At 59.5% G+C, this 25,821-nt stretch carries 20 protein-coding genes; 7 read left to right on the plus strand and 13 right to left on the minus strand.

Annotated features, from left to right (window positions below; genetic code table 11):
* The 4 genes from R6V78_RS08320 to R6V78_RS08335 all read left to right on the plus strand — a co-directional run.
* On the plus strand, window positions 1-204 hold a 204-nt coding region (locus R6V78_RS08320), incomplete at its 5' end, for a hypothetical protein (RefSeq protein ID WP_410288880.1).
* Between the two features lie 143 nt (window positions 205-347).
* The gene (wtpA, locus tag R6V78_RS08325) at window positions 348-1,334 is read left to right on the plus strand and encodes a tungstate ABC transporter substrate-binding protein WtpA (RefSeq protein ID WP_410288881.1); all 987 of its coding nucleotides are present in this window, start codon (window positions 348-350) and stop codon (window positions 1,332-1,334) included.
* On the plus strand, window positions 1,327-2,163 hold the full coding sequence (locus R6V78_RS08330) for an ABC transporter permease (RefSeq protein ID WP_410288882.1): 837 nt from the start codon (window positions 1,327-1,329) through the stop codon (window positions 2,161-2,163). Before wtpA ends, R6V78_RS08330 begins: the two co-directional genes overlap by 8 nt.
* A complete protein-coding gene (locus tag R6V78_RS08335; protein ID WP_410288883.1) occupies window positions 2,160-3,194 on the plus strand; it encodes an ABC transporter ATP-binding protein in 1,035 nt (344 codons plus the stop codon). The genes R6V78_RS08330 and R6V78_RS08335 overlap by 4 nt, the downstream gene beginning before the upstream one ends.
* A 325-nt stretch (window positions 3,195-3,519) precedes the next feature.
* Here the strand turns inward: R6V78_RS08335 and R6V78_RS08340 are convergent, their stop codons facing one another.
* The 9 genes from R6V78_RS08340 to R6V78_RS08380 form a co-directional block, all read right to left on the minus strand.
* Window positions 3,520-4,701, minus strand: coding sequence for a M20 family metallopeptidase (locus R6V78_RS08340; RefSeq protein WP_410288884.1), 1,182 nt, complete (start codon window positions 4,699-4,701; stop codon window positions 3,520-3,522).
* Between the two features lie 61 nt (window positions 4,702-4,762).
* The gene (locus tag R6V78_RS08345) at window positions 4,763-6,052 is read right to left on the minus strand and encodes a nucleoside recognition domain-containing protein (RefSeq protein WP_410288885.1); all 1,290 of its coding nucleotides are present in this window, start codon (window positions 6,050-6,052) and stop codon (window positions 4,763-4,765) included.
* The gene (locus R6V78_RS08350; RefSeq protein WP_410288886.1) at window positions 6,049-8,217 is read right to left on the minus strand and encodes an acetate--CoA ligase family protein; all 2,169 of its coding nucleotides are present in this window, start codon (window positions 8,215-8,217) and stop codon (window positions 6,049-6,051) included. Before R6V78_RS08350 ends, R6V78_RS08345 begins: the two co-directional genes overlap by 4 nt.
* 26 nt (window positions 8,218-8,243) lie before the next feature.
* Entirely contained in the window at window positions 8,244-9,008 is a 765-nt protein-coding gene (locus R6V78_RS08355) for an enoyl-CoA hydratase/isomerase family protein (RefSeq protein WP_410288887.1), read from the minus strand.
* Between the two features lie 94 nt (window positions 9,009-9,102).
* Window positions 9,103-10,329 (minus strand): aldo/keto reductase, encoded by a 1,227-nt coding sequence (locus R6V78_RS08360; protein ID WP_410288888.1) that lies wholly within the window; start codon window positions 10,327-10,329, stop codon window positions 9,103-9,105.
* Between the two features lie 117 nt (window positions 10,330-10,446).
* Entirely contained in the window at window positions 10,447-12,384 is a 1,938-nt protein-coding gene (locus R6V78_RS08365; protein ID WP_410288889.1) for a 4Fe-4S binding protein, read from the minus strand.
* A 107-nt stretch (window positions 12,385-12,491) separates the two neighbouring features.
* Window positions 12,492-13,475 carry a DUF362 domain-containing protein gene (locus R6V78_RS08370; protein WP_410288890.1) on the minus strand — a complete coding sequence of 328 codons (984 nt, stop codon included), beginning with the start codon at window positions 13,473-13,475 and terminating at the stop codon, window positions 12,492-12,494.
* Window positions 13,476-13,488: 13 nt separating this feature from the next.
* A complete protein-coding gene (locus R6V78_RS08375; RefSeq protein WP_410288891.1) occupies window positions 13,489-14,529 on the minus strand; it encodes a DUF6599 family protein in 1,041 nt (346 codons plus the stop codon).
* Window positions 14,530-14,662: 133 nt separating this feature from the next.
* Window positions 14,663-16,534, minus strand: coding sequence for a GNAT family N-acetyltransferase (locus R6V78_RS08380; RefSeq protein ID WP_410288892.1), 1,872 nt, complete (start codon window positions 16,532-16,534; stop codon window positions 14,663-14,665).
* Between the two features lie 108 nt (window positions 16,535-16,642).
* On the opposite strand from R6V78_RS08380, the gene R6V78_RS08385 reads away from it, so the two are divergent.
* Window positions 16,643-17,854 carry a MalY/PatB family protein gene (locus tag R6V78_RS08385; RefSeq protein ID WP_410288893.1) on the plus strand — a complete coding sequence of 404 codons (1,212 nt, stop codon included), beginning with the start codon at window positions 16,643-16,645 and terminating at the stop codon, window positions 17,852-17,854.
* On the opposite strand, the gene R6V78_RS08390 is transcribed toward R6V78_RS08385, so the two are convergent.
* Window positions 17,844-18,731 (minus strand): DMT family transporter, encoded by an 888-nt coding sequence (locus tag R6V78_RS08390; protein WP_410288894.1) that lies wholly within the window; start codon window positions 18,729-18,731, stop codon window positions 17,844-17,846. The genes R6V78_RS08385 and R6V78_RS08390 overlap by 11 nt on opposite strands.
* A 273-nt stretch (window positions 18,732-19,004) precedes the next feature.
* Between R6V78_RS08390 and R6V78_RS08395 the strand changes: the two genes are divergently transcribed.
* Both R6V78_RS08395 and R6V78_RS08400 read left to right on the plus strand, forming a co-directional pair.
* Window positions 19,005-19,250, plus strand: a complete 246-nt coding sequence (locus tag R6V78_RS08395) for a hypothetical protein (protein WP_410288895.1) — start codon at window positions 19,005-19,007, stop codon at window positions 19,248-19,250.
* A 9-nt stretch (window positions 19,251-19,259) separates the two neighbouring features.
* Window positions 19,260-20,945 (plus strand): ABC1 kinase family protein, encoded by a 1,686-nt coding sequence (locus R6V78_RS08400; RefSeq protein ID WP_410288937.1) that lies wholly within the window; start codon window positions 19,260-19,262, stop codon window positions 20,943-20,945.
* Between the two features lie 87 nt (window positions 20,946-21,032).
* On the opposite strand, the gene R6V78_RS08405 is transcribed toward R6V78_RS08400, so the two are convergent.
* From R6V78_RS08405 to R6V78_RS08415, 3 genes are all read right to left on the minus strand, one after another.
* Entirely contained in the window at window positions 21,033-22,169 is a 1,137-nt protein-coding gene (locus R6V78_RS08405) for an osmoprotectant NAGGN system M42 family peptidase (RefSeq protein WP_410288896.1), read from the minus strand.
* Window positions 22,170-22,184: 15 nt separating this feature from the next.
* Window positions 22,185-23,933 carry an N-acetylglutaminylglutamine synthetase gene (ngg, locus tag R6V78_RS08410; protein ID WP_410288897.1) on the minus strand — a complete coding sequence of 583 codons (1,749 nt, stop codon included), beginning with the start codon at window positions 23,931-23,933 and terminating at the stop codon, window positions 22,185-22,187.
* 111 nt (window positions 23,934-24,044) lie between these two features.
* Window positions 24,045-25,817, minus strand: coding sequence for an N-acetylglutaminylglutamine amidotransferase (locus R6V78_RS08415; protein WP_410288898.1), 1,773 nt, complete (start codon window positions 25,815-25,817; stop codon window positions 24,045-24,047).
* Between the last annotated feature and the right edge of the window lie 4 nt (window positions 25,818-25,821).

Consider the following 25,821-nt stretch of genomic DNA (forward strand, 5'->3'; position numbering starts at 1 on the left):
AGGATATGGGGGCAAGCCGGCCAAGTCAACTCAATCGATGGAAGACTGCTATCCGTTGCCCTAAAAATCAAGGCCTTGCGGACGAAGGTCCCCACGCTGGTGAACAGCAGGCCCCACTGGCGGGCTCTCTTCGCCGATAACGGTACGTCCGCCGTCAACCGTGAAAAACGGATGTTTCGATCCCACCGAAAGCCTGTCAGTTAGCGTTGGAAATCGTTGTCCCTTGAAAAAGTAACGAAACATTGCCCAAAACAATTTGACTCGATGACTGCCTCCGCCTAATGATGATGCGCTGAATGGTGTGCCGTTGACCGTTACTTTTCGACCCGTCAGGAGGAGGACAAACGATGAACCCGTCTAATTCAAAATGTGCATTTTCTTCACTTCTCAGCGCCATTTTTTTGGTTGTTTCAGTCCATGCCGCAACGGCTGCGGCCATGGAGAAGGTCATCATCTTTCATGCCGGCAGCCTGACGGTTCCCTTGGCCCGGATCGAAAAGGACTTCGAAGCGGCCAATCCCGGCATCGACATTCTGCGGGAAGCCGGCGGCAGCACGAAAATGGCCCGCATGATTTCCGAACTGGGCAAGCCCGCCGACATCATGGCGTCGGCCGACTACAAGGTGATCGACAAGACGCTGATTCCGGGCCAGGCCGACTGGAACATCCGTTTCGCCACCAATCAGCTGGTCCTGTGCTACACGGCCAACAGCCGCTACGCCGACCGGATCAGCGCCGACAACTGGTTCGAAATCCTGCAGGAAAAGGAGGTGGTTTGGGGCCACTCGGACCCCAACCTGGATCCGTGCGGTTACCGCAGCCTGATGGTGCTTCAGTTGGCTGAAAAATTTTACAGCCAGCCCGGGCTCTACGACCGGCTGGTCGCCAACCGGCCGGAAAAGAATGTGCGCCCCAAATCCGTGGAGCTGGTCTCCCTGCTCAAGACCGGCAACATGGACTACGCCTGGGAATATCTGTCCGTGGCCATTCAGCACGAACTCAAATACCTGACCCTGGACGACCATATCAACCTGGGCAACTATCAGTTCGATGCTTTTTACAAGCAGGCCCAGGTGAAAGTCACTGGTAAAAAGCCCGGGGAGTGGGTCACCCGCACCGGGCAGTCCGTAACCTACGGCATTGCCCTGGTCAAGGACGCCCCCAATCCTGCCGGCGCCATCCGGTTTCTGGAGTATCTGCTCTCGGCGGACGGGGGCTTGAAAGTGCTCAAGGATATGGGGCAGCCGCCCTTCATTCCCTGCCGGGTGCCCACCCAGGCCATGCAGGATGCCCTGCCCGGCAACCTGTCGACGCTGGTGGAGGTCCGTGAATAGCACCGCCGGGAATTTTCCCGGGATTGCAGCGGGGCAGCGGCACCATCAGCGCCGGGATCCTCTGTTCTGGCTGGCGGCGGCCTGCAGCGCCGTCATCGTGGCCTTCATCCTGGTGCCGCTCGTGGAGATGATGACCCAACCCACGCTGACCGCTTTGAAGGAGACCCTGATGGATCGGGATGTGTTCCGGTCCATCAGGCTCAGCATAGTCACCGCCGGTGCGGCCGCCGCTATTTCCCTGGTGTTCGGGACCCCCCTGGCATACCTGCTGGCCCGGCATCGCTTCCCGGGTAAAAAAATTCTGGAAAGCGTTATCGATCTGCCCATCATGATTCCCCATCCGGTGGTGGGCATCGCCCTGCTCAGCATAGCCGGCAGAAACCACCCGATCGGGCGGCTGATGCAGGCGGTGGGCATCGAGATCATGGGGACGGTTACCGGCCTGATCGCCGTGCTGACCTTCGTGGGCCTGCCGTTCTACATCAATACGGTCAAAGCCGGTTTCGTGGAGATCCCGCCGCGCCTGGAGCATGTGTCCCGGAGCCTGGGCGCGTCGGCCGGCGCTACCTTTTTCCGGGTGACCCTGCCCCTGGCCTGGCGGCACATGGTCGTCGGGGGCATCATGTGCATGGCCCGGGCGGTGAGCGAGTTCGGCGCCGTGGTTATCGTGGCCTACCACCCCATGGTAGCCCCGGTGATGATTTACGAACGCTTCACCGCCTACGGCCTCAAGTATTCCCAGCCGGTGGCCGTGTGGCTTATCCTGGTCTGTCTGGTGCTTTTTCTGCTGCTGAGGGTCTTCTCACTGGACCGCAAGGCGGCGGCATGATCCGGATCGATCGGCTCAACGTGCGCCTGCCCGGATTTTCCCTCAAATCGGTGGATCTTTGCGTCGAACAGGGGGAGTTCTTCTGCCTGCTGGGCCCCACCGGTGCGGGGAAAACTCTCATCCTGGAGTCGGTGGCCGGCGTCGTCACGATTGCCGGCGGGCGGATCGTCGTTTCCGGCTGCGACGTCACCGGGCTGCCTCCCGAAGGGCGCGGTGTGGGCATCGTCTACCAGGACTGCGCCCTGTTTCCTCACCTGAGTGTGGGCAGGAACATCGATTTCGGCCTTCGCTATCACCGCCGATCGATCCCGGCCGGACGGGCCATGTGCCGTGACCTCATCGATCGATTGGGCCTGGCATCGCTGCTGGACCGGTCGGTGACCACCCTGAGCGGCGGCGAAAAGCAGCGCGTGGCCCTGGCCCGGGCCTTGGCCACGGCGCCGACGGTGCTTCTGCTGGACGAACCCCTCTCTTCCCTCGATCCCTGTTTCCGGGAAGAGATCCGAGATCTCTTCCGCAGCCTGCACCGGGAAACCGGGTTGACCGTGCTGATGGTGACCCATGATTTTACCGATGCCCACAGCCTGGCCCAGCGCGTGGCAATTCTCAACGACGGCCATGTCGAGCAGGTCGGTACCGTGGAAGAAGTTTTCAGAAGGCCGCTCACGGCCTTTGTGGCCGATTTCGTGGGCATGAAAAATGTGCTGCCGGTAAGGGTGGAAAATGGAATCCCTTTCATCGGCGACCTGGCGCTGGCGATGCCGGGAAGAAAAGGCCATTTCCGCCATGCGGCCATTCGCCCGGAGCACATTCACCTGCTGCCTGCCGGCTCCGATGCAATGTCGAACGGCAGCTTTACTGGTCGGATTACCACCATCTCCAACCAGGGCTTCTTTGCCGAACTGACCGTGGACGCCGCCGGTGTCATCTTCAAAACCGTCATGCTCACCAGCAGCCTCGTGGTGATGGACCTCCGGCAGGGTGCGGCGGTATCCCTGCAGATCGATCCGGCCGACATTCACCTGATCTAACCCCCCACGTTTCAATGTCCGGAGCACAGAGAACCCGCGTGATCATCGACCGCAAAGGCTGTCCGTTTAAACGGGAATACTGTATCAACTCTTGTCAGGGCGGAGCGTAGCGACATCCGTTTATTTATAGGAGCGGCTTCCAGCCGCGATAAACTGCCTCTGGTTGATTGATCCTACCAGAAAGACGCCGCTATATTGATGATTACAGAATATAGTGGAAATAATTCCGATTTAAAATCACACGTCATTCAAGCTTTCCTCAACTCTCTAGGTGTGAGGGGCGTGGCGGTGCTCCCATCAACCTGTTTTTCAGTTCGCGAGGGGCTTAACTGCCTGCCGTGGATGACCTGCCGAGGAGATCGATGGCTGCCCGGCAATAGGTTTCAACTCCGGTTAGCAGGATCTCTTCATTGAAGCCGAACCGCGGGTTGTGGATGCCGGCATAGGCATCGTTGCCCGCACCCAGGCAGAAAAAACACCCCGGGACCCGTTCCAGAAAAAAGGCCATGTCTTCACCGCCCAGTGTTTTTTCCGGCACGACCACCCGGTCAACGCCGACGACTTCTCCGGCAATCCGTCGCACCCGCTCAGCCATGTCCGGATCGTTTACCGTGGGGGGATATCCCGGCTCATAGCTCATTTCGAACCCGGCCCCCATGGAATTGCAGACGCCTCTGACGATGATTTCGATGATCTCGGGCCAGCGTTTCCAGATCGCCTTGTCGAAAGTCCTGGCGGTTCCGCATAAATTAGCGCTTTCCGGAATGACGTTGAAGGCGGTGCCGGCCTGGAACTTTCCGACAGTGACCACCGCGGGTTGCAGCGGATCCATCTGGCGGCTGACGATGCGCTGCAGGGCAGCCACCACCTGGCAGCCGGTGTCCAGGGCGTCCACGCATAAATGGGGCATGGCCCCGTGGCCGCCCTTTCCCGTGATGGTGAGGTCGAAGCGGAACATGGCGGCCAGGAGCGCGCCGGCGCGGATGCCAATGGTTCCCTCGGGAATAGTCGGCCAGATGTGGCAGCCCAGGGCATAGTCCACATGGGGATTTTCCATCACCCCTGCTTCGATCATGGGTTTGGCGCCACCCGGCCCCTCTTCGGCGGGCTGAAAGACAAATTTGATGCCGCCCTTGATCCGGTCTTTGAGTGCCTTCATTGCCGTGGCCGTGACCAGGGCCATGGCCGTGTGGCCGTCATGGCCGCAGGCGTGCATGACGCCGGGATTTTGGGAAGCAAAGGCAAGACCGGTTGCTTCCGTGATGGGCAGGGCATCCATGTCTGCCCGGATGAGCAGGATCGGGCCGGGGCGACCAGTCTCCAGCAGCCCCACTACCCCGGTGCGGGCTATGCCCGTGGTGACGGACAGGCCCTCCCGTTTCAGGTAATCGGCCACGTAGGCGCTGGTCTTGTCCTCCAAAAAGCCCAGTTCCGGCATGCGGTGAAGCTCACGGCGGGTGGCGACGATCCGTTCTCGATACGACCTGATCAGGTCCTTGATGTCCATGGCGTTGAATCCTGTTTGCGCAAAATTTTTGCTGACACCGAAAGTTGCCTCGACACGGGCCTTAACCCAGGAACAGCCAACAGGCCAAAACGGCGAAAATCACCCCGGCTGCATCGGCGGTCAGGGCGGCAGCCATGGCATGCCGGAGGCGCTTGACCTGCACAGCACCAAAGTAGACGGCCATGACGTAAAACGTGGTTTCCGTGGAACCCTGTAGGGTAGAGACCAGGATGCCTGTATAGCTGTCCGGTCCGATGAGCGGGTCGTTGATTATGGCGGCCAGGATAGCGTAGGCCCCCGAACCGCTCAACGGTCGCATCAAGGCCATGGGCAGGGCCTCGGCCGGCAGGCCGAACGGCCGGGTGATCGGAGACAGGGCGCCCACCAGCAGATCAAGAGCGCCGCTGGCCCGCAGCATGCCCACCGCCACCAGGATAGCCACCAGATAGGGAATGATTCGCAGGGCCACCTGAAACCCTTCCCTGGCCCCATCGACAAACACTTCGTAGATGGGCACCCGCCGCAGCGCCCCGAAGACCAGAAATCCTGCCATCAGGCCCGGCAGGATCCAGGGAGAAAGACCCTTGCCGAAAAGGACGGCAACGGGAATCAGGGTCGCCAGGGCGCCCAGGGCCATGATGCTCACCCAGATCGGGTAGGCCCCTTGAGCCGCTTTCAGGGTCGAAATCTCGCCCGGGTTGGCACTGTCGGTCTTCTTTTCATCGGCCTGATGGGTGTCTCGCAGGGGCGATATGCGCTGGTAGAGTTTGGCCGCCAGGATGGCTACACTGGTGGAGCAGATGGTTGCAAACAAGGTGGTGGGCAGGATGATGGCCGGGTCGGTGCTGCCCGCCGTGGCCCGCAGGGCGATGACACCGGTGGGCAGCAGGGTCACGCTTGAGGTGTTGATGGCCAGGAACAGGACCATGGCGTTGGTGGCCGTTCCCGGCTGCCGGTTGAGGGTTTCCAGTTCCTGCATGGCCCGGATGCCGAAGGGAGTGGCGGCATTTCCCAGGCCCATGGCGTTTGCCGACAAGTTGAGGATCATGGCGCCCATGGCCGGATGGTCGGCCGGCACCTCGGGAAAAAGACGAGCCATCAGCGGCCGGATCAGACGGGCCAAAATGGTGAGCATTCCGCCTGCTTCGGCTATCTTCATCAATCCCAGAAACAGGGTCATCACCCCCACCAGCCCGATGGCCAGTTCCACCGCGCCGCCGGCTGAATCGACCATGGCGCTGGAGAGGACCTCCATGGGCGAGGGGAGGTCCGCCGCCGGCTGGACCGTGAACTGCTTCCAGCCGGCATAGCAAACAGCGCTGAGAACGATGATCAGAAATATGCGATTCACGCAGCTGAGCCCGCCTTGCCGCTAGCATCCAGCGGTTTGAGCAGAATCCGGGCGTCAACGACGCTCAACCCTTCGTGATGAATGATCACCGGATTGAGGTCCATCTCCTGAATCTGGGGATAGGACTCGATGATCTCCGAGCAAATCAGCAGCAGGCTGACCAGTGCCTTTTTATCGTAGGGCTTGTCTCCCCTCGCCCCGTCGAGGATGGGATGAGACTTGGTTTCTGTGATCATCCGTTGGGCGGATCGGCGGGTGATGGGCAGTACGCGGAAGGATACATCCTTTAAAATTTCTACCATGACGCCGCCCAGCCCGTACATGATTACGGGGCCGAACTGGTCGTCTAGCTTGGTTCCGATAATGATTTCTATACCTTTGCCCACCATGGGAGAGACCAGCACGCCTTCGATGCGGGCGTCGGCTTTAAAGGCCTTGGCGTTCATAATAATTTCCTGGAAGGCCTTTTTCACCTGTTCGCTTCCGGACAGGTTGAGCTGGACACCCCCGGCGTCGCTTTTGTGGAGGATATCCGGTGAAGCGATCTTCAGGACCACCTCGCCGCCCATACCGGCGGCCGCATCCGCGGCCGCTTCCGCCGTAGTGGCCATCACATCGCTGGTGGCCGCCGCACCGTGCAGCCTGAGCAGCTGCTTGGCTTCGGCTTCGAGAAAGGCGCTGCGACCCTGTTGGTAAACCCTGTCGATGATCTGCCGGCCTTCGGGTCTTGCCTTGGCCCCCCAGTGGAGAACGAAGTCCGATTTGGCATGATAACGGTTCAGGTATCTGCCGTATTGGGCCAGGACGCCGATACACTTGCAGGCCACATCCAGGCTGCCGTAAACCGGTACGCCGTAATAGCGCAGCAGGTCCAGGCTATGGGGCTTCTCAGAATTATACAGGCTGTGTAAGACGATTGCCTTTTTGCGGCTTTTGACCATCTTACCCATCTGGTGGGCGGCATCTTCCTCAATCAGGGCCAGGCTTTCCGCAAAGCGGATGCCGTAGCCACCGAACAAGCCCACAACCAGCAGGCCGCCCACATTGGGGTCGCCCAGAATGATTTTTGCGCAGTCGGCGAAGATGGCCGGGTTGTCATCGGTGCCGCCGGCCACGTCAATGGGATTCCTCACCGAGGCACCGCCGGGCAGAATGGCCCGCAGCTTGGCCTGGGTTTTCTCATCCAATTCGGGAATCTGTACTCCCAGGTCGGTGAGATTGTCGGCGGCAATGGTGGCGTGTCCGCCGCCATCGGCCAGGATGGCGACATGATTGTTCTTGATCGGCGGCAGACTGGATAGGGTCTCGGCCGCCGGAAAGAGTTCGTCCGAGTTCTCGATGACGATGATGCCGGCTCGCTCGAAGGCCCCTTTGGCCACCTCGGACATGCCGGCCAGCGCGCCGGTGTGGGAGCCGGCGGACTGTTTGCCGGTGGACGAACGGCCGCTCTTGAGCAGAATGATCGGTTTGGTCCCGGTGGTTTTATAGGCCTGCTGGAGAAACTTGCGGCCATCACGCATGCCTTCCACGTACATGAGAATGGCGTGGGTGTCAGGATCCTGGCTGAAGAATTCCAGATACTCGTGGAAGCGGATGTCGGCCTCGTTGCCAACACCCACGTAATAGGTGAACCCTTTGCGGCTCTTCAACTTGGCTTCGGTGATCAGGGTCAGGGCCATGTTGCCGCTCTGGGTCAAAAGTGCGATGTCACCTTTGGGGGAGTTTTTCAGACCCACCAGGTTGAGATTGTCCTTGAGGTTGATCATGCCCGAGGTGTTGGGGCCGATCAGGCGGATCTGGTGCCGGCTGGCCACACCGAGCACGTCGCCCTCCAGGGCCCTGCCGGTTGCCCCGGTCTCCCCGAATCCCGTGGCCAGAATGATGGCCCCCTTGACCCCCTTTTTGCCGCAGTCTTCCAAAACTGCAGGAACGGTGCGGGCCGGTGTGGCGATAAGGGCCACATCCACCTCTCCGGGAATTTCCGAGACCGAAGCAAAGCACTTCAGCCCCATGATGCTTTTTTCCTTGGGATTCACCGGGTAAATGGCGCCTTCGTAGTGTTCGTCCAGAAGGGTTCGAATGGTCTGGTAACCACGCTTGGTGGGCACCTTGGATGCGCCGACAACTGCCACGGATCGGGCGTTCAGAACATTTTCCAGCCCCATGAGGATCTCCTTTCGCCAACGCCTAATTATTTTTTACGGTCTTCGAAGGCTGTCAGGGAAGTCTGCCGCTCCTTGGTGGATACGCAGGCCAGACAGGCCTCCACTTCGAAATCCATGAGGGCCTCCAGGCTTACTTCTCCGAGGGCCATGTTGAGTCCCTTCTTGATCATCTTCAGGGAAAATCCTGAGTTGGCGGCGATTTTGGCGGCCATCTCCATGACTGTCGGCATCAGTTTCTCCAGCGGTACGGCCCGATTGACCAGTCCGATGCGCTCGGCTTCGACGCCGTCGATATACTCACCGGTAAAGAGCAGTTCACGGGCCCTGCCCGGGCCGATGAGATCTTGGACCAGCCGGAAGGCACCACCGGTAACCGAGGAGGTGACCTTGGCTTCGGGGCTGCCGATTTTGGCCTCTGCGGCGGCGATGCGGATGTCGCAGGCCAGGGCCAGTTCATACCCGGACCCGATGGCGAAGCCGTTGATGGCGGCGATGGTGGGTTTTTCGAAGCGGATGATGATCCGGGACACTTCCTGGAGCGACACCAGGTAATCCCGGTAGTCTTCGATGGAGCGGGTCTTGGATTCCTTGAGGTCGGCACCGGTGGAAAAGGCACGCCCTTCACCGGTGACCACCACCACCTTGATTCCCTGGTCGGCACGGGCATCTTCCAGGGCGGCCTGCATGTCCAGCCAGAGCCGCTTGTTCATGGCGTTGAGCACCTGCGGCCGGTTGAGGCGGATGACGGCCACCCCGTCCTGCTTGTGGTAAACTACGCATTCGAGGTTCATGGCTTCTCCCAGTAGCGGTCGGCGCTTAAAAAGGTTGAAATAAAAGGCATCCCATTGCCTATATTCCCCGGCAGGTCAAGCGAAAACCGCCCGATCAGGCCAATTCTTTGACCGCATCACCCATCAGGCGGGCAATGGGCAGCTGCCGGGGGCATCGCAATTCGGCCACCGAGTAGTCTTCCCGCGTCAGCCGATTCCGGGTGGCATCCGGGATGGCGGCGAACAGGCGGCGGGCTTCATTCAGATCCCCGTAGCTGCGGGCATACATGAGATAGCGCATGACGTCGCCCACGGGAACATTTCCGGCGACGGCGTTCTGGCAGATCTGGGTGCAGCCGGAACAATAATGCGAGAATGTCTCCCGGGCATAGCATTCCAGATGCTGCCGTTCGTTTTTGGTGAGTGTGGTGCGGTCCACGGCCGCGGCTATGTTGGCCATGAGGATTGACATGGTCGGCATTTGTGAACAGATGGCCGCAATCCGAGGGTTCTCCCAGACTGCCTTAAGTTTGGCCTGCTTGTCGGTGAAACCCTTTTTAACGAAGCGGCCGGCCAGTTCCAGCTCCCGGGAGGAGGCGGTATCCACCGCTCCGCCACCCTGGGTTTTCATGGCGGTCAGTCCGATGCCGGCGTCCACGCAGGCGGCCACCGCTTGTTTCATCTTCTCCTCGTGCATGAGCCTAAAATTGTAGGTCATCATGATGCCGTCGATCCAATTCAGCCGGGCGGCGTCCAGCAGGCACTGCTCCATGTTGGCATGGGTTGAAAAGCCGAAGAGCCGAATCCGGCCTTCGGCCTTCTGTTCGGCTGCCCATTCGCGCATGCCGCTGCCCATGTCTGCGGCGTCCCTGATGGCGTGGACGAAGAAGAGGTCGATGTGATCGGTGTTCATCCTTTCAAGGGAAGTGGCCAGATCATCGCTCATGCCCCGGCCGTTCCGGGAGGTGGATTTGGTTACCAGGAATATTTTCCGGCGGTGTTCGGGGTAGCTTTCGAAATACTGGCCGATGCCTGCTTCGCTGCGTCCGCCGCTGTAGACATGGGCGGTGTCCCAGTAGGTGACACCCCAGCGGACGGCCTGCTTGAGCATGGTCTGGTTGGAGGGAATGTCGAACATGCCCCCCAGGGAAAGAATGGGAACATGGATGTCTGACCTGCCGAAGGGCCGGGTGGGTATGCCGGCGGTGTCGGCATCATAGGCGGGTGTGTCTGCGTCTGCCCGTTTGGGTCCGACAAGGGGTGCCAATGCGGAGCCGATCCCGGCGGCGCCGGCGGATTTGATAAAGGCCCGGCGGGATATACGGTGCTGATTATCGTTCATGGGGGTTGCCTCAACGGGGTTATTGGGTTCATTGGGTTGGTTGCCTGTATTGCGTCTCATCGTCCGGATCGGTTCGCGGATTCGGGTCCGGTATTTTTGTCATCGGGAATGCGATCATCAAAGCAACAAGCGATGGCGCCGCTCCCGGGTTTCGTTCTCGGCGGTTACCCGGATGGCCCGGCGACCCTTGACCGGGCATTCGTGTTCGCAGACGCCGCAGCCGATGCACTGGGACGGGTCTACAAAGGGCAGCTGCAGACGCACCAGAACATTGACCCGGGCTCCCGCAGCCGCCGTCTCCGCGAACGGATTGTCCGCCAGGGCAACGCCGCCGGGGCCGATATCGGCAATTCTGACAGGCGGCGTGCCGAAGCTGCCGTCAATGGTAACATAAAAATCTCCGGTGGAAAAACGGTCGGACTGCAGTGCCGCACCATCGACGATCAGTCGGTTGCCCGTTATGTTTCGCAGTCGCAGCTCACCACCCAGACGAACCGGTCTGAACTCCTCGCGCGTGAAGATCGCTTTGGGGCTCACCGGACAGTTCTCCTGGCAGACGATGCAAGGAAGATCCATACCCCAGGGCAAACAGCGGCCCCGGTCCACAAAGGCCATGCCGATGCGGATGGGGCCACGGGAGGAAAAATCGCCGTTTCCCAGGCGTTCGTCCAGGGTTATCGGACGGATAGCCGCGGTTGGGCACAGGTTTCCGCAGGCGATGCAGCCATGCTGGCAGCCGCTGGTGCCCATGCGGAAGTCGAGCATCGGGGTCCAGATGCCTTCAATACCGGCCTCCATACCTGCCGGGCGAATCACATTGGTGGGGCAGACGCGCATGCACTGGCCGCACTTGATGCAGCGCTGGAGAAATTCCAACTCCGGCAGTGACCCCGGCGGGCGGATGACCGCCGGATTCCAGGCTTCGCCGGTCATGCCGGCCAACCGCGCCAGCGGAACGGCAGCGATGCCGGCCAAAAAGGCGGCGACCAATTCTCTTTTGGACAGGTCCGGCGCGGCGATCTCTCCGGCTGCCGAGGAGCAGGGATGATACCCTATGACGCCGTGGCTGCAGTCGGTCAGGCAGTTCATGCACAGCACGCATTCGTGTGTACGAATGACCCCAGACGGTTCGCAGCCTCCCTCGCAATGCCGGTCGCAGGTGCCGCAGGCACTGCAGCCGTCAGTCTTTCGGCCTATCCGCCACAGGGCGTTTTTCCCCAATATACCGAACAATGCACCCAGGGGACAGACAAACCGGCAGTAAAAACGCGGAACCACCAGGTTAAGCAAAACCGACCCCCAGAAGATGGCGCCGATGGCAAACAGGCCGGGATAAAGCCGGCTGTCGGAAGTGAGGTTGATGCGGTTGCCGTCCACCAGCGGCAGCAGCGTCAGGTTCACTGAACGGTAAAACAGAGGTATGGGATCCAGCAGGCCGGTCTGCAAGGATGCGGCCAGCAGCCTGGAGCCGTCCGTGAAAAGACTCACCCCGGCCCAGCCGAGGGCCATACAGACCACCCCGGCCGTCCATCGTCGCGCCGATTTGTTTTGGATGCGGGCCGCACCGGCGCCAACCAGCAGCAGTGCAAGGACAACGCCTGCAAATATTAGCGGCGAGTTGATCGTCGCTTTCAGCAGCCGGCCCGCAAGGCTGCCGGCCACAGCGCCGAAAAGGAATACGAGAATGGCGTACTTGATGACCTGACCCCGGCGGTAGCGGTTGGCCAGGATTTTCGCCGAAGCGTGGCTGCCCCTGTTGGCCAGCCATCCCACCACCTGGTGCAGCGTCCCCAGCGGGCAGAGCCAACCGCAGAAAAAACGACCCAGCAGGATGGTCAGCACCACGGTTGCAAGCCCCCACAAGAGCCCGGCGTAGAGGGTGCCGGTGGTCAGCAGCGTGCCCAGGCCCACCAGCGGGTCCAGCTGGATCAACCAATTGACCGGCCACCCGCGCAGCTGCCACCACTGCTCACCCAGGGTCGCAACGATGCAGAACCACAGGAAGAGCAGGAAGAAGAAGACCTGGCTGATGCGTCTGGCGGTTACGATGCGCATGGTGAAAACTCAGCCACGGTGAATAAGCAGCTGGAGCGGCATCCAGGGCCGATATGGCGTCGTCGGCTGCGCAATTACAGCGGCTGGCTTCGACTTCAACACCTTGATCATGTCTGGATCTCCTTCAGGTTCAACGTTCTGTAGTCGGCGGTACCGGCTCCGACGGCCGCGGCCTTGGCGATGAACGGCAGATCCTCGGGACGTCGGTCCAGCAGCGCCGCACCCGCGGCATCGGCCGCCACCGGATCGCTGCTTACGATCAGGGTGCCGGTGGGTTTGAGGTCGGACAAGGACCCTCCAGTGGGTCCATTGCGCATCATGGACTGGATTCCATCCAGAATCACGACCGTGGGTTTGATCATCACAGCCAGTTCCTGAATGACGGTGTGGATGTCCTGGTGAAAAATGTTGCGTCGTCCGCCCAGCAGGCCGTACCAGTTTTTAAGGGTCATGGAGGCCCCGCTGCGGTGGTGATCTTTAACCGGAGCCATGCCGATGATACGGTCCACCCGGGCCAGGGGAGCGTACAGAACCGGCCAGTTCCGGATCAGTCGTCCGCGGTCCACGCTGAAACGCGCAAACAGGGGTTCGCGGGGCAACACCACTTCGGCACCGGCCTGGCGGGCCGCTGCATCGATCCCGGTGAGCGCGAAGCAGGAGGCCGGGTCGTTGATGGGGTTGTCGGTAACGGTTACCCGGGAAGCGCCGGCGTCGAGGCAAAGGCGCACCACGGCACCCACTAGCTCCGGATGAGAGGTGGCGCCGAGGGTCGGGGGTGAAGCAAAGGCGGCGTTGACCTTGAGAAGCACGCGCTCACCGGGTTTTACGAATTCATTCATGCCGCCCAGGGCCGCGAAGGCCTGTTTCACGGTGGCTGCCCGGTCCGTTCCTCTGGCGATGCAGAGTTTGCCCTTCATGCCGGAAATGGAAAAATCGGGTATCCGCACCAACGCGCCGGCGTCGGAAACGCCGTCAGGACCCTTGCGATCATAAAAACCGATGGCCAGGGCACCGGCTGCAGCCACCGAAAGTCCCGCCCGGACGCATCGTGCCAGGAATTCACGTCGGTCTATGGTGGGAAAAGCCGCCATTCAATGCCCATCGCTACCGTTTGGCTTCTTCCAGGTGCCCGGCCAATTGCCTGGCCAGAATGCCGGCCGCCTCCAGGTTGCCTGCTTCGTGAACACCTGCCAGATACCGACCTCGGGTGAAGACAATTTCATAGGTGTCGAAAATCTGCAAGGCGGCCGCGCCCTCAACGGGTGGCGGGACGTCAAGGAGGATGGCCCCATACGATACCAACGTTTGCCGGTATTCAGCCGCAAGGGCGGAGGCGGCCTCCATGCTTGGCCGTTGGGAGACATAGGCTGTCAAGGGGATACTGTCGATCAGGTAATCAGCCGTATAGATATGATCCAGCTGTTCGTATCCGAAGGCGTTGGCGGTAATCAGTTGCAGGGTGTCGGGTTCGAAGCCGGCATTGGGAAACAGATCGGCACCGGGTGCACGCGTCCCGGCACCTCCGTCGTGAGATTCCACGAAAAGCCGGGCCAGGGTTTCCATGGCGTGGTGCAGTTCCCGGGAGTCATCTGTGCCGATAAACTCCAGGTAGAGGTTTTCGTGGTTCATGAACAGGGCGTTTTCGGTTCGGTAGGCATTGGGGACCGTGTCGTCGGTTCGGGCGCCTTCCCGGCGCTGCATGCTGAAAACGGAAAAGGCATTTGCCGGCGTGGCCATGTCGTAGACAAACAGCTCCATCCAGATCCCGGCAGCTTGATCCATACTGAACCGCTGGGTATTCAGGGAAACGAAGCCGGAAGAGAGATAGAGGTCGGCACGCCCGTTGATTTTTTCATACAGACTATCCGGGCCGAAGCGTTCCGGTGGAGAAATGGGGATGATTCCGAATCGTTTGGCCTCTACCAACGCAGACTGATCCGATCCCGGCGCTGTCGCCGGCTGGTGGGATTCCGGCCGCAGGGCGACCACCGCCGGATTGATCTGAAACTGGCGCAGGTATACACCGGTTCCCACGGCGGCTAAAATGGCCATGCAGGCCATCGACAGGCGGAATTCCATTCTCCCCGATTTTTTATGCACAGCTGGTTTCAATGCGCACCCCAATGGTTCAAGCCGTTTTGCCATGAATTGTCTATCCAACAATAAAAATATTCAAGGCCGGTTTGTCAACCGCTAACCGTCAAGCGAGCGACAGCCTTGTCACCAAGCCGTGATCGATCGCTTCTATTTGGGCTGCCATATCAGGCTCCGATAATCATCAATCCTTTGTGTCCTTATCAAAGGAAATGGTCAGTGCGTAGGCGCCGTCTTCAAACCGGCTGCGTACGGGATAGCCGCCTTTTTCGAAGACCTTGATCATGGCCTGATTGGTGGCCAGCACGTCGGCGGTCATGCCGCGGGCACCGCGCTGACGGGCCAAGCGGGCCAGCATGCGGTAAAGGTAGGTGGCGATGCCCAGCCCCTGATAATCCTCATCCACGACAAAGGCCACATCTACGTAAGGCTTGTCTTTGTGGCGGGCAAAACGGGCTTCGGCGATGATCTGCCCTTGTCCCGGCGGTCCTGTCAGCCCCACCACGGAGAGTACATCGCGATAGTCCACATTGACGTAGGCCTGCATCCTGGCGTGGGGCATCGTCTTGATCGGTGTGAAATATCGGTAGTAGATGGCCTTGTCTGAAAAGCGGTAAAAAAGGCGTCGCATCTCCTCTTCATCGGATGGTTTGAGAGCCCGGAAGCGAATCGTGACGCCATTTTTGAATGTGTGCCTTTCGGCGATTTCAGACGGGTAGAGATGGGCGCTTTGCGCCAGAAAAATCTGGTCCGGGTAGAGGATGTTTTCGGCTTTGGCTTTTTCCACCAGCGCCGGACGATCCTCGGGGTGGGCGATTTCGATGAGGGCCTGGGCCCGTTCCCGCAGGGTCCTGCCGTACAGGGAGGCGATGCCGTATTCGGTGGCGATCATGTTCACCGAGTCGGGCATGTTCAACTGGTTGGGCATGGCTTCGATGGAGATGCGGATATTGTTTTCTCCCTTGAGGTTGCGGCTGGGCAGGGCAAATATGGTAAATCCGTTCGAGGATATTTCCGCACCATTGAAAAAATCCATGGCCTGGCCCGGTCCGGAGGTCACCTGGCCTTTGCCGGTGTGCATGGCGATGCGTCCGGACAGATCTACCTTGCGGGCGGGGAAAATGGCCACGAAACGGGAATTGCTGCCGATCTCGATGGGGTTGAAGACTTTGTCGATGCTCTGAAATTCCACCAGGGGGTTGCGGTCCAGCCAGCGCATCAGCTCCGGCGAACCCATGGCGTAGCAGGTGAGCGATTTGCCGCGGAAGGTTCTTTTGCGCCGGTTGGTGACCGCACCGCTTTTTACCAGGGCCATGACCGCGTCGGTCATGAAGGGCGTGTGTATACCCAGATCCTTCTTGTCGGCCAGATGGCGGGGCAGGGCTTCAAACAAGGGGCCGAAGGTGAACCCCAGGCAGCTGCCGTCCTCGATCACCGAGGCCACGTTGGCCGCCACCTGGTCGATGACGGCGTCCACCGGCCAGCATGGGAACACCGGTACCGGTTCCGTGCTTTCCACCAGCAGGTCAAATTCATTCACGGAAACGAAGGTGTCTCCATAGGTGCGTGGAATGTTGGCATTGATTTCACCGATGACCAGGGATGCCTGGGCCATCACCTGCCGCCCCACATCCACGGCGATGCCCAGTGAACAGAGGCCTTCGTCGTCCGGCGGCGTGATCTGGATGAGGGCTGCATCCATGGGCAGCTGTCGGCCCTTGATCAGCCACGGAATGGCGGAGAACCGGCTGGGGATCAGGTCCACCCGCCCGGTGGTTATGGCTTCACTGGCTACCCAGCCGGAGAAGAAGGTTTTGAGCCGGTACTTGTTGGAGCGGAGTTCTTCCAGGGAGATGGCATCCCCGAAGCTGAGGATCTGGATCAGGGTAAGGTCCTGAAGGTTAATGGCATCCGATGCCATGAGACGTTTGACCAGCGCGCGGGGTTCTGCAGCGCCGGTGCCCAGGAAGATGTTCATGCCGGGTTCGATGCGTGCCAGGGCCTGGTCCGGTGTGGCCCGTTTTTTGTGCCAGCGGGTCTTAGTTGATGCGGTCATATTAACCATCAACATTGAGAAAACAATCGACGTCGGGAGGATCGGGTGCTATGAGACCTCCTGTCAACGGCCTGGTGTTAAATGTTGCTGAACAAGGGGGACACCATCATGAAATACGATTTCGACCGGGAGATCAACCGCAAAAATACCCACTCCGCCAAATGGGGCGTGATTCAGGATCCGGACAACCCGTCCAACTGGCTTGCCACCGACGACTATTTTGGCGCGGACCGGGTCCTGCCGCTGTGGGTGGCGGACATGGATTTTCCCGCTCCCCAGCCGGTGGTGGATGCACTGGTCCGGCGCGCGCAGCACGGCATCTACGGCTATACGATTCGAACGGCGGATCACGACCAAGCCGTGGTGGATTGGATGAAACGGCGCCATGGCTGGATGATTCAACCCGGCTGGATCGTATCTACCCCCGGCGTGGTGCCGGCGGTCAATTTTCTCGTGCGCACGTTCGCACGGCCGGGGGAAAAGGTGCTTGTCCAGCGGCCGGTTTATTATCCCTTTTTCAGTGCCATCGAAAACAACGCCGCCGAGATTGTTTCCAGCAGCCTGATTCTCAACCATGGCCGCTACGAGATGGATTTTGACGACTTCGAGAAAAAGGCGGCCGATCCGGCAACCACCCTCTACATCCTGTGCAGCCCCCACAACCCGGTGGGACGGGTGTGGACCCGTGAAGAGCTCACCCGCATCGGTGAGATCTGCCTGAAACATCGGGTACTGGTGATTGCCGATGAGATCCACGCCGATCTGGTCTATAAGGGAATCACTTTCACGCCTTTTGCCGCCATCAGCCATGCGATGGCCCACAACACGGTGGTCTGCACGGCGCCCAGCAAAACCTTCAATCTTGCCGGCCTGCACACTTCCAACATTATCATCCCCAACGACGGATTGAAACATCGCTTCCAGCAGACGCTCAACAGCAGCGGCATGGGCAAGTGGGCATCGCCCTTTGGTGTGGTGGCCTGCGAGACCGCTTACCGGGAGGGGGAGCCATGGCTGGCGCAGGTGATGGCGTATATCGAAAACAACCTGGACTATCTTCAGACATTCATCGCAAGCCATATTCCGGGTATCCGGGTTATACGCCCCGAGGGCACCTATCTGGTGTGGCTGGACTGCCGTGGCCTGGGGTTGGACAAATGGGCGCTCAAGCGCCTGATGCTGGGAAAGGCGCGCATTTTTGCGGATGAGGGATTTATCTTCGGGCCGGAAGGAGACGGGTTCGAGCGGATCAACATCGCCTGCCCGCGGTTGATTCTACAAGAGGCCCTGGTGCGTATCCGGCGGGCCGTCAACGGTTGAACATCACAAAACCCAGCAGGATCAGGGTCATGCCCACCAGATGAAAGGTTTTTAGGGACTCTCCCAGAAAGATGATCGCCAGGATGGCCGCGAACACGGGGATCAGGTTGATGAACAGGCCGGTGCGGTTGGCACCGATGACCGATACCCCCCGGTTCCAGCAAAAATATGCCACGATGGACGGGAAGAGGGCAACGTAGCCGATACTTCCGGCTACGCCGGGCGTAAGGGTGAACGCACCCACGGCCCATATCTCCCACACATAGACCGGCAGCAGGCTCAGGGCGCCGAGTCCGAAAGTGTAGACCAGAAAACTCATGGGATGCATGCTGGGCCGCTTGGGCAAGAGGGCCGAGTAGAGGGCATAAAGGACGACGGCGACGATCATCAGCAGGTCTCCCTGCACCAGGGCCATGTCGATCAGCGCCTGCCAGCGCCCCTTGAGCACCACCACCCCGGCTCCCACGACGCAGAGGGCGACCCCGGCGGCCTGAATCCAGGATACCCGCTCCCCGTATAGAATCAAGGAGATCACAATGATGACCGCCGGCATGGTGGTCTGGATCAGGGCCCCATTGATGGCCGTGGTGGTATGCATGGCCAGGTAAAGCAGGGTATTGAAACTGGAGATGCCGAAAAAAGATTGTAATGCCAGAATCTTCCACCCGGACAGGGCCGAATTCCAGTCCTGTTTGACATAGGGCCAGGTCAAGGGCAAAAGTACCAGAAAGGCCACTGTCCACCGCCAGAAGGCCAGCGAGACCGGTGGAATTAAAGTGGCCACGCCCTTGGCCAGCACGATATTGCCAGCCCAGCACATCGGCGCGACAGCCACCATGAGAAAAGCAGGAAGGTTGGATTTTGGGTTTGCATGCATGGCACTTGCCGGTCTCGTTCAGAATGGGGTTATAAAAACTATATCGAATATCAAACCACGGCTCTTTTTTCACGCCGGTTCGATGTCCGCAACGGCCACGCCGTTGTACCGGAACCGGCAAGCTTTTGCAAGCTGCCCGGAGTCGGCGCATGGTCCGCCATTGGTTCGTTGGTCTGCCGGTGAAGTGCGTTGACACCGACTCTGGTTTGCGTCATAACAACGGGAGCCGCCAACCACGTGAAAACCAGCCAAGACGAAATAGGAGGAAGCACCATGAAACAGGGCAAATGCCCCAAATGCGGGTCAGCCAGGATCTTCTCTGCCGAAGACCTGCCCCTTAAAAGCGGTCCCTTCGGCAGCAACTCGATACCGATCAGCCTGACAGCCATGGCCGCCCTGGATAATTATGTGTGCGCGGACTGTGGACTGGTGGAAAGTTACGTGGCCGACGAATACATGCTCAAGAAAATATCCAAGAAGTGGAAGGCGGTCAATGCAACCAGCGACGATGAGGCTTAGGCCGTGCCCATGCCATTTCCCTTTTCCAGCAGCCGCATCAGCGGCATTCGCCATTTCGGTCTGATCTCGCGTGTGCTTATCAAACACGGCATGGGCGAAATCGCCGACAGGCTGAAAGGGCGCTCCGCCACCAAAATCAAATCGGGACTTCCCGACCCCGTCCGCATCCGTCGGACCCTTGAGGAGCTGGGCCCCAGCTTCATAAAACTGGGCCAACTCATGAGCACCCGTGCCGACCTGTTCCCCCCGGAATATATCGACGAGTTGACCAAATTGCAGGATCAGGTCCCGCCGGTACCCTTCGATGGGATCCGACGGCTGATCGAGACCGAACTGGGTCAACCGCTGGATCGGCTTTTCCAAAATATTGAAGAGACGGCCATGGCTGCCGCATCCGTGGCCCAGGTGCACACCGCCCGCTTGAAAACCGGAGAGAAGGTGGCCGTGAAGGTGATCCGGCCGGGAATCGAAAAGCGCATTCGCAAGGACCTTCAGCTGATGTACTACTTCGCCGCGCGGTTCGAACGAAGCTTCGATCTGGGCCGCATCGTGGGGGCGGTCAACCTGGTCAAGGAGTTTGAGCGCACCATCTTCCGGGAGCTGGACATGTTGATCGAGGCCGGCAACATCGAGCGTTTCAGCCGCAGCTTCGCGGATGTCGAGGAGATTTACATTCCCACGGTGGTCTGGGATCTGACAGCCCGGTCGGTGCTGGTGATGGAGCATATCGAAGGCATCAAAATGGATCACGTGGACGAGATTCGCCGCCACGGCATCGACCCGCAGGAGGTGGCCATGATCGGGCTGCGCTCCTTTTCGCGACAGCTCATGTCTGCCGGCATCTTCCATGCCGACCCCCATCCGGGCAACACCCTGGTCATGCACGACGGCCGGGTGAGTCTGGTGGATTTCGGCATCGTCGGGTATCTTGATCAGGAGACGATGATGCAGATCGCCCATCTGTTTCTGGGTTTCGCCGAGCACGACTACGACATGGTTATGGAGGCGTTCGAGGCGGCCGGTCTGCTGGACCCGCGTACCATGGACCTGAAAAATTTCCGGTTGGACCTCAAGGACATGGCCGAACCCTTCTACGGCCGTTCCCTGAAAACCATTTCGGTCAAAGACGTCTATGACCAGACCATGCGGCTGGTGTTCAAGTACCGCATCCGCTTGCCCCGCAACCTGCTTTTGCTGTTCAAGACCTTCATCCAGACCGAGGCGCTGGGCAAGATCCTGGGGTCGGAAGCCAGCCTGCTCGAGGTTACCCGGCCCTATGCCCAACGGCTGCTGCAGCAGGGCTACGAAGCCCACAATGTGCTCAAGAACATGGGACGGGATATGAAGCTGTTCGGCGGCTACCTGCGCCAGATGCCCCACCTGGCCCACGGTCTGTTCAAGCGGCTGGCCACCGAGCCACCCAAAATCGAGCTGAGTCACACCGGCCTGGAGGAGACCTCCAAAAAATTCGAAAACGGCATCAACCGTCTAACCCTGGGGCTGGTGACGGCCGCTTCCCTGATCGCCGCTTCCCTGATTCTTAATTCCTCCCGCAAAGTGCTGCTCTTTGAAGTCGAATTTTTCGGGGTGCAGACGCTTTCCGTTACCGATTTGCTGGGGTTCACCGGCTACCTGATCGCAACATTGCTGGGCCTGTGGCTGGTCTATTCCATTGGACGTTCCGGAAAGTTGTGATTTCCCGCACAAGGGGCCATGCGGGTGCCGGGATCAAGCCGATCGATCCCCCCATCTTATCCAGCCCTGTCTTGGCAGCGATCGACATCAGGTTTCGATTTTGATCACATGGCGTTCCGGCTGGTGCGGAAACCCATTCAAAGAAGACAACCCGTTTTTATCGCGGCTGAAGGTGGGTCCGCTTTGAATATACAGGCCGATCAGGTCGGCGACAGCCGTCAGCGATGACATGTGGGACCGTTCAAACCCATGGGAACCATCGATGCCAAAGCACACCAGCGCAGTGCGGGTATCGTTGCCGGCTTCGATCGCCGAGGCCGAATCGCTGCGATAAAAGCGGAAGACATCTTTGACCAGATCGATGCCCTGCGCCTTGGCGATGCCGAAGAGTTTCCGGTTCAGGTGATAGTCGAACGGACCGGTCTGGTCCATCATCCCCACCACGGCATTGTACTCGGTGGCGTTCTGATTGGGCGCCACCGGGGCATGGTCGATGACCACCATTTCGGCAACGTCGCCATATACCGCCGCGGATGCCCCCGACCCGACCTCCTCGAAGATGGTGAAAATCAAATGGCAATCCATGGGCAGGGCAACCCGGGCATCCATGACAGCTTTGGCAACTGCCAAAAGCACTGCGACCCCGGCCTTGTCGTCCAGATGACGGGCGTTGACAAACCCATTGGCAGTTATCTCCGGCAGTGCATCGAAGGCAACGAAATCGCCGACCTGGATATGGGTATTCACCAGATCGTCAAGGCTACGGATTTCACGGTCCACACGGACTTCCACATGGTCCCATCCGACCGTCTGGACGTCCACCGCTTCGCCGTAGGCATGCCCGGATGCTTTGAGCGGCAGGACGGTCCCACGGATCGGCCCGCCATCGGCATAAACGGTGACACGCCCCCCCTCGGCAAATCGGCTGGACCATGTTCCTACGGGAGCGACGGCCAGGCGGCCGTTGGGTTTCAACTGCCGGACCATGGCTCCCAGGGTATCCAGATGGGCAGCCACGGCCCGGTCCAGGGTTCGGCGGCTGCGGCCTTTCAACGTGGCCCGAATCGCCCCCCGCCGGGTGACGTTGTAACCGATGCCAAGCTGCTGCAGCGCCTGTCCCACAAAATGAACGATCTGGTCCGTAAAGCCCGATGGACTGGAAATGTTCAGCAGAGACATGAGCATCTCCCGCAGGTAGTCCGAATCGATGGCCAGGCGGGTCATTGGTTGAATCTCCAATCATTTTGCAGTGGCGGTTTGGGGGAAAAGCAGATCAACAAATCGTTCAGCGGTCGGTTGGGGTTCGTGGTTGGCCAATCCGGGACGCTCATTGGCTTCGATGATCACATATCCGGGTCCTTCCAGGTTGGGCACAATCATGTCAAGACCCGTGACGGGGATGTCCAGCACGGCGGCAGCCTGCTCGGCGGCTTCGATCAGTTCCGGGTGAACGGTGTCGGTTACGTCTTCGATGGTGCCGCCCGTGTGAAGGTTGGCGGTCTTGCGCACCTGTATTTTCTCTTCGGCAGGGACGACGTCATCCATGCCGTAGCCGGCTTGCCGGATGCAGCGTCTGGTTTCGTCGTCCAGGGGAATGCGGCTTTCTCCATCCGTCGCGCTGGCCCGGCGGCGGTTGTATTTTTCAATCAGTTCGCTGATGCGCTGGCGGCCCGTGCCGACAATCGCCGGCGGCCGGCGAACCGCTGCGGCGACCACCTTGTGATCGATGACGATCAGTCGAAGATCCTCGCCCTGAATATAGGACTCGATAATGACGTCCGGGCAGAATTGACCGGCCCAGGCGATGGCCTTGTCGAGGGCTTCAGGTGAACGCACGTCCACGCTGATGCCGTTGCCCTGCTCGCCCCTGGCCGGTTTGACCACGACCCGCTTCAATTCCTCGATAATGGCAGCGTTGGCTTCAGGGTTCTGCGGGCTGGCCGTGAATTGTCGCGGCACGTTCAGCCCGGCGGCCCGCAGCAGACGATGGGTCAGGCGCTTGTCATCGCAGCGGCTCATGGCAATGGCCGAGGTGAGTTCGGTCAGGGATTCGCGGCAGACCACCGATCGACCGGCATGCATCAGCTTGAAGTAGTTGTGGACTTCATCGATCACATCCACACGGATTCCACGCCGCCGGGCTTCATCGGTAATGATTCGGGCATACGGGTTCAATTTGTCTTCGGGCTGCGCGGTTGTGAAAAACGGCGCATTGATCTGGTTTTTGCGTTTGATACAAAAGACCGGGACCCGCTGGAAACCCAGTTTTTCATACAGGGCGATGGCTTCGACATTGTCGTGCATGACCGAAAGGTCGATGTAACTGCGGCCGCGGGCCATGTAATGTTCCGTCAGGTGGCGAACCAGCGCTTCGCCCACACCCGGCGCGTTGGCCTGGGCATCCACGGCGAGAGACCACAGGCTGGTTCCGTTTTCCGGATCGTTAAATGCCTTCACATGATCCAGCCCGGTGACTGTCCCGATGATGTGATGGCTGTTCAGGTCCTCGGCCACCAGGCAGGTACGCAATCGGGACGTATTGCGGTCAAGGTAAAAACCGGGATCGGCTGCGACCATTTTTCGCGACCGGTAGATCCGGTTGATGGCCTCGGTATCCTTTTCCGTGCTGAGACGTCGAATGGAGAAAGCGGGCCATCGTTCCCGTCCCGGGCGATAGTCGTGAAACCATAACCGGTATGTGTGCGAGGGATCCATGAACAGTTTGTCCGGGCCCATGGAGAGCAGGACGTGGGGGTCGCGCAGATAAAAGGTGATGTCACGCTGACCCGCACCTTCCTGGCAGATGGTGTCAACCAGTGCGGCATTGGATTGAAAGGTGTGGCCGAAGATAATCCGTCCCCAGCCCATGTCCACCACCGCATCTTGTTTCAAGCGCATGGCGTCGGGCCCTGTGGCCGATTGCCAGTTCTTCAGCGAGAGGCTGGTCATGCGTTCCAGTCGATCTTTGCGCCTGTGGTGGGAACTCATCGTCGTCTTCTCCTTTGAAGGCACCTGGTCCAGGCCCAGCAGCGATGTGCAGAGAAATTCCCAGCGTGAAAACGCAAAGCCGAACCGTAAGATGGCCTTCCCAGATGGGTACTAAATGCCTTGAACCGAGAGCCAATATTCAAGCACCGCCATTTGCCAAAGCTTTGAACCGTTCAATGGGGTGATATGCCTGTCGGGTGCCTTGAGAACATGGCTGACATAAGCGGGATTGAAGATCGCCCGCTGCCGACCGTGCGCTGAACACAGCGTTTCGGAGACAAATGCCAGATAGTCGCCGTCCAGGTATTTTAAGGCCGGAACTGGGAAGTAGCCTTTGGGGCGGTCGATTACTTCAGCTGGTATGACTGATCGTGCCGCCTCTTTCAGGACATATTTCCCGCCCCGACCCACTTTCAAGGCGGCCGGTATGCGTGCGCTGAACTCAACCAGTTCGTGATCAAGAAACGGGACGCGGGCTTCCAGGCCCCACGCCATGGTCATGTTGTCAACCCGTTTAACCGGATCGTCCGTGAGCATGACCGTGGTGTCGATGCGCAGTGCGCGGTCCACCGCGGAGGGCGCGCCCGGTTGGCTAAAATGGTGATGCACGAAATCGAGGCTGTGGTCGCCACTCACAAAACGGGAATCAACGGCAGCGGCATACTCGGTATGGGGGCGATCAAAAAAATGACCCACATAACCGACCACGCTGTCCCTGCTGTCCATCATGGGTGGATACCAGTGATAGCCGCCGAATATTTCATCGGCGCCCTGACCGCTCTGGACCACTTTGACATGCCGGGAAACGGCTTCGCTCAGCAGGTAAAAGCCGATACAGTCGTGGCTGACCATGGGCTCGCTCATGGCACGGATGCACCGGTCAAGTGATGACAACACCCGTTCATCGCCAGCTTCGATTTTATGATGGTCGGTACCATAGTGATCGGCAATCAGATCCGAATAGGCGAACTCATTGCCGTCTTCACCGTTGACCTCCTTGAACCCGATGGAAAAGGTGTTGATATCCCACTGGCCGAGTTCCGCCAGGAGTCCCACGATGAGGCTTGAATCCAGTCCACCGGAGAGCAGTACACCAACTGGAACATCGGCGGTCAAACGGCGTTTAACCGCTTTTCGCAGGTGGACCAGGAGAAGCTCGGCCCAATCTTCGAAGCGATAGTGGGCTTCATCCGCCGAAGGAGTGAAATCCAAGGTCCAGTAAATCGATTCCTCAATGTGGCCTTCAGGCGTGATGGACAGCGTCGAGCCGGGCTTCATTTTTCTGACATCCTTTAGGATCGTATGCGGTGCCGGAACCACTGAATGGAAGGTCATGTAGTAATGCAGGGCGAGGGGATCGATCGATTTGCCGACATCTTCGTAAACCAACAGTGCCGGTAGAGAAGAGGCGAAGCGGAAGGCCTTGCCCGTGCTGGAAAAGTAAAGGGGCTTGATCCCCAAGCGGTCCCGGGCGATGAAAGTCTCGCCGCTGTCACGATCAACGATGACAAAGGCAAACATGCCGTTGAAGCGTTTGACACACGCTTTTCCCCAGGCATGATACGCCTTCAAAATGACTTCGGTGTCTCCGTATGAGAAAAACCGGTAGCCGTGATCCTGCAGTTCAGACCGCAGCTCATCGTAGTTGTAGATGGCGCCGTTGAAAACGATGGATAGTCCCAGCGCGTTGTCCACCATGGGTTGATGGGCACGTTCGCTCAGGTCGATTATTTTCAAGCGACGGTGTCCCAGCGCGGCGCCCCCATGCACATGCAGCCCCAGTGCATCAGGGCCGCGTTTTTTCAATGCCTCGGTCATTCTGATTACGGGTTCGACATCAGCGGGTTGCCCGTTGAAGCTGATCTGGCCACAAATACCACACATGACA

This window comes from Desulfosarcina sp. (assembly GCF_046496365.1).
Lineage (GTDB): Bacteria > Desulfobacterota > Desulfobacteria > Desulfobacterales > Desulfosarcinaceae > Desulfosarcina.

Excerpts from the sequence above, each read along its gene's own strand:
- R6V78_RS08335 (WP_410288883.1), top strand. The coding sequence starts at position 2,160 with ATGATCCGGATCGATCGGCTCAACGTGCGCCTGCCCGGATTTTCCCTC.
- R6V78_RS08405 (WP_410288896.1), bottom strand. The coding sequence starts at position 22,169 with ATGACCCGCCTGGCCATCGATTCGGACTACCTGCGGGAGATGCTCATG.
- R6V78_RS08375 (WP_410288891.1), bottom strand. The coding sequence starts at position 14,529 with ATGGCAAAACGGCTTGAACCATTGGGGTGCGCATTGAAACCAGCTGTG.
- R6V78_RS08350 (WP_410288886.1), bottom strand. The coding sequence starts at position 8,217 with ATGGGGCTGGAAAATGTTCTGAACGCCCGATCCGTGGCAGTTGTCGGC.
- wtpA (WP_410288881.1), top strand. The coding sequence starts at position 348 with ATGAACCCGTCTAATTCAAAATGTGCATTTTCTTCACTTCTCAGCGCC.
- R6V78_RS08385 (WP_410288893.1), top strand. The coding sequence starts at position 16,643 with ATGAAATACGATTTCGACCGGGAGATCAACCGCAAAAATACCCACTCC.
- R6V78_RS08365 (WP_410288889.1), bottom strand. The coding sequence starts at position 12,384 with ATGCGCATCGTAACCGCCAGACGCATCAGCCAGGTCTTCTTCTTCCTG.
- R6V78_RS08415 (WP_410288898.1), bottom strand. The coding sequence starts at position 25,817 with ATGTGTGGTATTTGTGGCCAGATCAGCTTCAACGGGCAACCCGCTGAT.
- R6V78_RS08360 (WP_410288888.1), bottom strand. The coding sequence starts at position 10,329 with ATGAACGATAATCAGCACCGTATATCCCGCCGGGCCTTTATCAAATCC.
- R6V78_RS08390 (WP_410288894.1), bottom strand. The coding sequence starts at position 18,731 with ATGCATGCAAACCCAAAATCCAACCTTCCTGCTTTTCTCATGGTGGCT.
- R6V78_RS08380 (WP_410288892.1), bottom strand. The coding sequence starts at position 16,534 with ATGACCGCATCAACTAAGACCCGCTGGCACAAAAAACGGGCCACACCG.
- R6V78_RS08340 (WP_410288884.1), bottom strand. The coding sequence starts at position 4,701 with ATGGACATCAAGGACCTGATCAGGTCGTATCGAGAACGGATCGTCGCC.
- ngg (WP_410288897.1), bottom strand. The coding sequence starts at position 23,933 with ATGAGTTCCCACCACAGGCGCAAAGATCGACTGGAACGCATGACCAGC.
- R6V78_RS08370 (WP_410288890.1), bottom strand. The coding sequence starts at position 13,475 with ATGGCGGCTTTTCCCACCATAGACCGACGTGAATTCCTGGCACGATGC.
- R6V78_RS08400 (WP_410288937.1), top strand. The coding sequence starts at position 19,260 with ATGCCATTTCCCTTTTCCAGCAGCCGCATCAGCGGCATTCGCCATTTC.
- R6V78_RS08395 (WP_410288895.1), top strand. The coding sequence starts at position 19,005 with ATGAAACAGGGCAAATGCCCCAAATGCGGGTCAGCCAGGATCTTCTCT.
- R6V78_RS08355 (WP_410288887.1), bottom strand. The coding sequence starts at position 9,008 with ATGAACCTCGAATGCGTAGTTTACCACAAGCAGGACGGGGTGGCCGTC.